At 59.7% G+C, this 7,918-nt stretch carries 9 protein-coding genes; 2 read left to right on the top strand and 7 right to left on the bottom strand.

The window, feature by feature from the left end; all coding sequences use genetic code 11:
* Positions 1-164 precede the first annotated feature (164 nt).
* From ACRXB1_RS24670 to ACRXB1_RS24650, 5 genes are all read right to left on the bottom strand, one after another.
* Positions 165-581 (bottom strand): VOC family protein, encoded by a 417-nt coding sequence (locus tag ACRXB1_RS24670; protein WP_061998954.1) that lies wholly within the window; start codon positions 579-581, stop codon positions 165-167.
* A 166-nt stretch (positions 582-747) separates the two neighbouring features.
* The gene (gene tal, locus ACRXB1_RS24665) at positions 748-1,701 is read right to left on the bottom strand and encodes a transaldolase (RefSeq protein WP_062169663.1); all 954 of its coding nucleotides are present in this window, start codon (positions 1,699-1,701) and stop codon (positions 748-750) included.
* A 276-nt stretch (positions 1,702-1,977) separates the two neighbouring features.
* On the bottom strand, positions 1,978-3,165 hold the full coding sequence (locus tag ACRXB1_RS24660; RefSeq protein ID WP_449493526.1) for a benzoate/H(+) symporter BenE family transporter: 1,188 nt from the start codon (positions 3,163-3,165) through the stop codon (positions 1,978-1,980).
* Between the two features lie 105 nt (positions 3,166-3,270).
* A complete protein-coding gene (locus ACRXB1_RS24655; protein WP_061998957.1) occupies positions 3,271-4,446 on the bottom strand; it encodes a vWA domain-containing protein in 1,176 nt (391 codons plus the stop codon).
* Positions 4,447-4,459: 13 nt separating this feature from the next.
* A complete protein-coding gene (locus ACRXB1_RS24650) occupies positions 4,460-5,302 on the bottom strand; it encodes an AAA family ATPase (RefSeq protein WP_061998958.1) in 843 nt (280 codons plus the stop codon).
* 363 nt (positions 5,303-5,665) lie between these two features.
* Here ACRXB1_RS24650 and ACRXB1_RS24645 point away from each other — a divergent pair, with 363 nt between their 5' ends.
* Both ACRXB1_RS24645 and ACRXB1_RS24640 read left to right on the top strand, forming a co-directional pair.
* On the top strand, positions 5,666-6,031 hold the full coding sequence (locus ACRXB1_RS24645; protein ID WP_056352325.1) for a c-type cytochrome: 366 nt from the start codon (positions 5,666-5,668) through the stop codon (positions 6,029-6,031).
* A gap of 85 nt (positions 6,032-6,116) precedes the next feature.
* Positions 6,117-6,488, top strand: coding sequence for a c-type cytochrome (locus tag ACRXB1_RS24640; RefSeq protein ID WP_061998959.1), 372 nt, complete (start codon positions 6,117-6,119; stop codon positions 6,486-6,488).
* Between the two features lie 73 nt (positions 6,489-6,561).
* On the opposite strand, the gene ACRXB1_RS24635 is transcribed toward ACRXB1_RS24640, so the two are convergent.
* On the bottom strand, positions 6,562-6,993 hold the full coding sequence (locus tag ACRXB1_RS24635) for a DUF1841 family protein (protein WP_061998960.1): 432 nt from the start codon (positions 6,991-6,993) through the stop codon (positions 6,562-6,564).
* A gap of 85 nt (positions 6,994-7,078) precedes the next feature.
* The gene (nth, locus tag ACRXB1_RS24630) at positions 7,079-7,723 is read right to left on the bottom strand and encodes an endonuclease III (RefSeq protein ID WP_075360507.1); all 645 of its coding nucleotides are present in this window, start codon (positions 7,721-7,723) and stop codon (positions 7,079-7,081) included.
* Positions 7,724-7,918: the final 195 nt, after the last annotated feature.

The raw sequence follows: 7,918 nt of genomic DNA, 5'->3' as shown, positions 1-7,918 counted from the left end.
TGCATTGCCGCCGACCTCGCACCGGAGTTGCAGGGCCCGTACTGGCTTGCGAAGCGGCTCGCGGAACAGGTGGACCGGCTGCGCTTGCGGCTGATTGAAATAGAGCGGCAGTGGAACCTCGAAGGTGCGCAACCGTTTCATCGATAAAGTGCTGCCGCAAGAACTCAACCGCCCAGGTCGTCCATCACGCTCACGATCCAAGGAATGCCGAACTTGTCGGAGATCATGCCGAAACCGCTGCTCCAGAAGGTCGGTTGCCAGGCCATCCGGACGTTCCCGCCGACGCTTAACGCGTCGAACATGCGCTGGCCCGATTCGTCGTCGTCAGCGACGATCGCGATGGCGAATCCCGAGAACACCTGCGGTGCTGCGTTCACGCCATCCGACGCCATGATGATGCTCGAGCCTATCCTGAACGTGGAGTGCATGATCTTGTGCTTCCATTCGGGTGTTGCGTTGACGCTCTCGGGAGAATCCTCGAAACGCAATACTGATAAGGTTTCCGCACCAATCGCGTGCTGATAGAACATGAGCGCTTCTTCCGTGCGGCCGTTGAAATACAGGTAGGGTTCGAGACGCATTGGCACTCCTTCATTGATGGGCGGCCCTCCGCCCGCCTTAAAAGTCTAGCCCACGCTCAAGGCCTAAAAACCCCCGTGCCGACTCGGTCTGCACAAAAAAAGGCGCCGGCGAAATAGCGCCGGCGCCCGTTTCTGGACACGTAGTCTCTGTATTGCAGCCGCCAAATTACTTCAGCGCTTCGATCAGTTTTTCGAGCTTGACCGCATCGGCAGCGAAACCGCGAATGCCTTCAGCAAGCTTTTCGGTCGCCATGGCGTCGTCGTTCAGGAGGAAGCGGAAGCTCGACTCATCGACGTTGATCTTGTCGACCTTGTCGTTTGCAACGGCTTCCGGCGACAGCTTGCGCTCAACCTTGTCATTGCTCTCGGCAAGCTTCTTGAGCAGATCCGGGCTGATGGTCAGCAGATCGCAGCCGGCCAGTTCCGTGATCTGATTGACCGTGCGAAAGCTTGCGCCCATCACTTCGGTCTTGTAGCCGAACTTCTTGTAGTACGCGTAGATCTTGCGCACCGACTGCACGCCCGGATCGTTCGCGCCGCCCATCTTCACTTCGTCCCAGTCCGCGCCCGCCGACTTCTTGTACCAGTCGTAAATACGGCCGACGAACGGCGAGATCAGTTGCGCGCCCGCGTCCGCTGCAGCCGCTGCTTGCACCGGTGCGAACAGGAGCGTCATGTTGCAGTGGATGCCGTCCTTCTGCAGCGTTTCCATGGCGCGGATGCCTTCCCACGTGGACGCGAGCTTGATCAAAATGCGCTTGCGGTCGATGCCCGCGTCTTCGTACAGCTTGATGATCTCGCGGCCCTTGTCGACGGAAGCCTTCGTGTCGAACGAAAGACGTGCATCGACTTCAGTGGACACGCGGCCCGGGACGATCTTCAGGATTTCCTTGCCGAACGCCACCAGCAACTGGTCGATGATGTGACCCGTAGACTTGCTCGCGTGATCCTTGACGGTCTTTTCGAGCAGCGGCTTGTAGTCGTCGTTCTGGACGGCCTTCAAGATCAGCGACGGGTTCGTGGTCGCGTCCTGCGGTTTGAATTCGCCGAGTTGCTGGAAGTTGCCGGTATCGGCGACGACGGTGGTGTATTGCTTGAGCTGGTCGAGAGCGGATGTCATATCTGGTCTTCGGCGCGTTGTGCCGTTGTCAAAGATGCGGATTGCCCGCGTTGAAAGGAGGTTGCGAGACCGCACGTGATGCCGCGGCGCCAAACCTTCTGGCAATTGTCTCGCACAAGAGTGACATTCTAGTCCTGCTGCGCAATTTGGCGCAGGCGTCGGTGTTTCCCGCTGCAGTTCGAGTGCCCGAGCTAGCAGAGGTTCCGGCGCGCCGCGCAAGGTGAACAAGCCCATTACACGCCGGCCCTGTGAACATTTCGCGTCGGCACCCTGAATCTACGCCCGGCGCGCGTTCAGCACAATCTGCGTGACGATGCCGCCGACAAGACCCCAGAATGCCGATCCTATCGATAAAAGCGTGAGCCCCGACGCCGTCACCATGAACGTGACAAGCGCTGCTTCGCGCTCGCGAATGTCGTGCATGGCGTTGGTGAGACCGCTCATGATTGAGCCGAACAACGCGAGCGCCGCGACCGAGACTACCAGCGCCTTCGGCAGCGACCCGAACAGCGCCGCGATGGTGGCCCCGAAGATGCCGGCGACCAGATAGAAAATGCCGCACCAGACGGCCGCCATGTATCGGCGGGAATGGTCCTCGTGCGCTTCCGGCCCAGTGCAGATGGCGGCGGTGATCGCGGCCAGGTTGATGCCGTGCGAGCCGAACGGCGCGAGCAGGAGCGACGCAATGCCCGTTGTCGCGATCAATGGCGCCGATGGCGTGTCATAGCCATCCGCGCGAAGCACGGCGATGCCGGGCACGTTTTGCGAGGCCATTGCCACCACGAAAAGCGGGATGCCGATACTGACCGCCGCCGCGAACGTGAAGTGCGGCATGGTGAAGACCGGGTGCGCCAGCGCGACGTGGAACTGGCTGAAATCGAGCAGGCCGAGGGTTCCGGCGGCGACGATGCCGACGACGAGCGTCGTCAGGATGGCGTAGCGGGGCGCGAGGCGCTTGACGATGAGATAGGTGAAGAACATTGCCAGCACAAGGGCTGTCTGGAACTGCGCGGCCCTGAAGATTTCGATGCCGATCTCAAACAGGATGCCCGCCAGCAATGCCGCTGCGATGCCTGCAGGGATCTTGCGCATGAGGGTATCGAACCAGCCGGTCAGGCCGACAACCGTCAACAGGACCGCACAGACGATAAACGCGCCGATCGCATCCGCATAAGGCACGTTCGGCAGCGACGTCACAAGCAGTGCTGCGCCCGGCGTGGACCACGCAATCACGATCGGCGCGCGGAACTTGAGCGACAGGCCGATCGTGCACAGCGCCATGCCAATGGAGAGCGCCCAGATCCAGGAGGAAATCTGCGCATCGGATAAATGCGCGGCACGCCCGGCCTGGAACATCAGGACGAGAGAGCTGGTATAGCCGGTCATCATCGCGACAAATCCCGCGACCATGGCTGACAGCGACGAATCAGCGAATGGCCGGAAAGCCGTGGCGGACGGATTCATTTGAAGCCTCTCAGGGACGTTTCGCGCGGATCGTACGCGCTGAGAGGCTGAAAGGGCAGGGACAGTGTGAAAAGAAGTGGCCGTGCCACTTGGACCCGATTTGATTTATTTGGAAAGCGCACGCATCGCGCTTTCAAGCCCGGCCAGCGTGAGGCCGTACATGCGACCGCCCAGGATCTGCCGGATGACCGATACCGATTGCCGGTATTCCCAAAGCCTTTCCGGTTCGGGATTGAGCCATGCGAAACGCGGAAACTGGTCGGCGAGGCGCCTGAGCCAGACCGCGCCGGCTTCGGCGTTGTTATATTCCACGGAACCGCCTGGTTGCATGACTTCGTATGGGCTCATGGTGGCATCGCCGACGAAAATCAGCTTGGTATCAGGCGAAAACTTGTGCAAAACGTCGAACGTGGCAGTTCTTTCGCCATGCCGGCGCTTATTGTTCTTCCATAGATAATCGTAGACGCAGTTATGGAAATAATAGAACTCGAGATGTTTGAACTCGGATTTCGCCGCCGAAAATAATTCTTCCACGCGCTTGATGTGATCGTCCATTGAACCGCCTACGTCAAGCAGCATCAGGACTTTCACATTGTTGTGGCGCTCCGGCACCATTTTCAGATCGAGCCAGCCGGCATTCGCGGCGGTACTGCGGATGGTATCGGGGAGATCGAGCTCATCGGCGGCGCCTTCGCGCGCAAACCGGCGCAGACGCCGTAACGCGACCTTGATATTGCGCGTACCGATTTCGACCTGGTCGTCGTAGTCCTTGTAAGCGCGCTCATCCCAGACCTTGACCGCACTCCGGTTTCCGGCGGAGTCGCCGCCAATGCGAATGCCTTCCGGATTGAATCCGCCATTGCCGAAGGGCGACGTGCCGCCCGAGCCGATCCATTTACTGCCGCCTTCGTGCCGTTCCCTTTGCTCTTCGAAAAGTTCTTTCAGGCGCTCCATCAGCTTGTCGATACCGCCGAGCGCCTCGATCTGCCGTTTCTCTTCGGGCGTGAAATCCCGGTCGAGCTTTTTCTTCAGCCAGTCGAGCGGGATATCGAGCGCAGTTTCATCGAGTGCGGCAATGCCGTGGAAATACGTGCCGAAAGCCTGGTCGAATTTATCGAAGTATTTCTCGTCCTTGACCAGCGTCATTCGCGCAAGAAAATAAAACTCGTCGATAGACGGCCCGATCACCTGCGCCTTCAACGCTTCGAGCAAGGTCAGGTATTCCTTGACCGAAACCGGCAGCTTGGCGTTGCGCAACGAATAAAAGAAGTCGATCAGCATGACCGGCGTCCGCTCAACGGTTGTTGCGGTTCATGAACAGGAGCCGCTCGAAAAGGCTCAGGTCCTGTTCGTTTTTCAGCAACGCGCCATGCAGCGGCGGGATGATCTGCTTCTGATCGCTCGAGCGCAGCGCTTCGGGACCGATATCCTCCGCCAGCAGCAACTTCAGCCAGTCGAGCAGCTCGGACGTCGAGGGCTTCTTCTTGAGTCCTGACACGTTGCGCAACTCGAAGAAACTTTGCATGGCGGCCGCAACCAGTTCTTCCTTGATGCCCGGGAAATGCACTTCGACGATCTGCTTCATCGTCGTGGGTTCGGGGAACTTGATGTAGTGGAAAAAGCAGCGGCGCAAAAACGCGTCCGGCAGTTCTTTTTCGTTGTTCGATGTAATGATCACGAGCGGCCGGTGTCTCGCCTTAACCAGCTCGTGCGTTTCGTACACATAAAACTCCATGCGATCGAGTTCGCGCAACAGGTCGTTCGGGAATTCGATGTCGGCTTTATCGATTTCATCGATCAGCAAGACGGTCGGCACGTCGGCATCGAAGGCCTGCCACAACACTCCCTTCACGATGTAGTTGCGGATGTCCTTCACGCGTTCGTCGCCAAGCTGTGAGTCCCTCAGACGCGAAACAGCGTCGTATTCGTACAGGCCCTGTTGCGCTTTCGTGGTCGATTTGATGTGCCATTGCAAGAGCGGCATGCCGAGCGCGGCCGCCACTTCCTCGGCCAGCATGGTCTTGCCGGTGCCGGGTTCGCCCTTGATCAGAAGCGGGCGTTGCAGCGTGATCGCGGCGTTGACAGCGAGCTTGAGGTCGTCTGTGGCGACATACTGCGATGAGCCTTCAAAACGCATGACGCATCTCTCGAAGAGGGAAAATTGCAGTATAAGTCAGATGCCGTTTTGCCATTGAGCGCCCAAATACCCGGTATTCGGGCGTTTCCAGGATGTCCATTGGACACAGTGTCGCAGGCCGCCGGGCCTTGATTGGCAAGGCTTTGCGCGGTGCAGACCTTCCCGCCGCGGCCTGTGGACGCAGCGTAGGCCGCGCGGTACAATTAGCGCGATTTTTTTGGCCCGTGTGGCTGTCAATCAGACCTGCCTCAGGCTGCGCGCTGGAAGCACAGGAAGCACGGCCGATTGATCAGTCCCGAGAAAGTCCCGGAACGCCAGGCCTTTACAAGGTGCCGGATTTCCCCTCATGCCAGGTTAGAAGCTATGAATAAATTCGTCGGCAAATGTGCCGTGATCGCAGCGCTGTCGGGGCTTGCCGGCTTCGCGACCCAGGCATCCGCCGATGTCGTGGGCAACGCGAAAGCGGCCCAGGGCAAGGTTGCGATGTGTATCGGGTGTCACGGCATTCCCGGTTATCGCACCGCGTATCCCGAGGTGTACCGGGTGCCCATGCTCGGCGGCCAGAGCGCCCGCTACATTGAGAACGCGCTGCAAGCCTACAAGAAGGGCGATCGCCATTTCGAGACCATGCACGGCATAGCGGTGACGCTGACCGATCAGGATATCGCCGATATTGCAGCGTACTACGCCGCGCAAACCCCCTCTTCGAAGAACAATCCCGACAAGTGATCCTGCGCGTTGGTCCTGATCATGCAAGGCATCAGGCCCGAGACGCACTCACTCGGCATTCACAATTCGCGGGATAGGAGAATTCATGAAGGCACTCGAAACAGTGTTGAAAACAGCATGTACGGCAGCCGCGCTGGCCGGCGTGATCGCCATGCAGCCGGCGTTTGCCGCCGATGCCAGCAACGGCAAGGTGCTCACCGAAGCGCACAATTGCGCAGCCTGCCACGGGCCGAACCTGAACAAGCCGGTGAGCGCGGAGTATCCGAAGCTCGCGGGCCAGCACGCCGACTACATCTATTGGGCGCTGCGCCAGTACCAGATGGGCAACGGCAATCCGAACTTCGGCCGCGCCAACGCCATCATGTCGGCGCAGGTGCAGAACCTGTCGCAGGCGGACTTGAAGGATATCTCGGCGTATATCGAATCGCTGAGTGGCGATCTGGTGCTGAAGAAGTAACTTTTTGCCGGTTTATCGCGCATGATGAAACACCTCGCTGATGCGAGGTGTTTTTGTTTGAAGCTTCAGCAACTCAATCCCGCGATGCGCGCTGTTCGATCAACGCAAGATAGGCATCGGTGTCAGGCGGCGTATTGTTGCGTTGCGCCTCCCAGATGATCTGGCCGAGGCATTCCATGATCGCGTGCTGCGCATCATGCGTCGAACCCAGGCGCCCGACCAGCCGCTCGTGCGCGCGGCGAATTCCCGGCGGTTGATCGATGGAAAGTTGCTCTGTGATCGCCAGATGCATCGACAGGTGCAGGAACGGATTGCTCTTGCCCTGGTCCGGCGAGTAGTCGGCGTGGGCGACGTCGGGATCGGCGAGTTCCTGCTGGTATTCCGGATGCTCGCCAATCCAGTCGGCCGCGATGCTTTCAAGCGGCGTCAGGACGCCGCCTTGCCGCTGTTTGCGCCAGGTTTCGGTGAAAAATTGGCGAACTTCGTCACGGCTGGGGTTGAACATGGGGTCGTGTCGCTTTACTGAATCGTGGTCTGACGGGCATTTTAAGCTGCATCGATGCGGCTCGCTTGGCGCCGGGACAGAGCGCTTATTCGATGGGCGCCGGCGTCTTCGGCCGGTACTCGCACAAAGGTTCGATCGCGCAGTGCCAGCACTCGGGCACGCGCGCCTTGCACACATAACGCCCGTGCAGGATCAGCCAGTGATGCGCGTCCTGCTTGAATTCGTCGGGGACGAACTTCTCCAGCGCCAGTTCTACCGCACGCACGTCCTTGCCGGGCGCGAGTCCCGTTCGGTTCGAAACGCGAAAGATATGGGTATCGACGGCAATGGTCGGATGGCCGAACGCGGTATTCAGGATCACGTTCGCGGTCTTGCGCCCGACGCCCGGCAGCGCTTCGAGCGCCTCGCGGTTATCGGGCACCTCGCCGCCGTATTGCTCGACGAGAATCCGGCACGTCGCAACGACGTTCTTCGCTTTCGTCCGATACAACCCGATCGTCCTGATGTATTCCGTCACGCCTTCTTCGCCGAGCGCCAGCACTTTGGCCGGCGTGTTGGCGACCGGGTACATGCGACGCATCGCCTTGTTCACGGAGACATCGGTGGCTTGCGCCGAGAGCAGGACGGAGATCAGCAGCTCGAACGGCGAGTTGTGCTCGAGCTCGGTGGTCGGATGCGGGTTCAGGCTCTGCAGCGTCTCGAAGATCGCGCGGCGTTTTTTCGGGTTCATCGGATCAGGCGTCGGGGTCGTTTGCGGAGTCGCTGTCGGGCTCGCTGTTCACGTCAGTCAAACCTAGGCGGCGGCGCGGTAGGCCGCCACCGCCTGGTCAAATAACGCGATGTTTCCCCTGCCTCTAGCGACAAGCTGAGCGCCCTCGATCGCTGCGTATATCGCAAGCGCCTGATGCTGAATCGCCTCTTTGCT

It is taken from the genome of Caballeronia sp. M23-90 (assembly GCF_053574605.1).
This window is presented reverse-complemented; position numbering and strand designations above follow the sequence as displayed.

Coding starts and splice junctions, on each gene's coding strand:
- ACRXB1_RS24670 (WP_061998954.1), bottom strand. CDS start 581: ATGCGTCTCGAACCCTACCTGTATTTCAACGGCCGCACGGAAGAAGCG.
- tal (WP_062169663.1), bottom strand. CDS start 1,701: ATGACATCCGCTCTCGACCAGCTCAAGCAATACACCACCGTCGTCGCC.
- ACRXB1_RS24660 (WP_449493526.1), bottom strand. CDS start 3,165: ATGAATCCGTCCGCCACGGCTTTCCGGCCATTCGCTGATTCGTCGCTG.
- ACRXB1_RS24655 (WP_061998957.1), bottom strand. CDS start 4,446: ATGCTGATCGACTTCTTTTATTCGTTGCGCAACGCCAAGCTGCCGGTT.
- ACRXB1_RS24650 (WP_061998958.1), bottom strand. CDS start 5,302: ATGCGTTTTGAAGGCTCATCGCAGTATGTCGCCACAGACGACCTCAAG.
- ACRXB1_RS24645 (WP_056352325.1), top strand. CDS start 5,666: ATGAATAAATTCGTCGGCAAATGTGCCGTGATCGCAGCGCTGTCGGGG.
- ACRXB1_RS24640 (WP_061998959.1), top strand. CDS start 6,117: ATGAAGGCACTCGAAACAGTGTTGAAAACAGCATGTACGGCAGCCGCG.
- ACRXB1_RS24635 (WP_061998960.1), bottom strand. CDS start 6,993: ATGTTCAACCCCAGCCGTGACGAAGTTCGCCAATTTTTCACCGAAACC.
- nth (WP_075360507.1), bottom strand. CDS start 7,723: ATGAACCCGAAAAAACGCCGCGCGATCTTCGAGACGCTGCAGAGCCTG.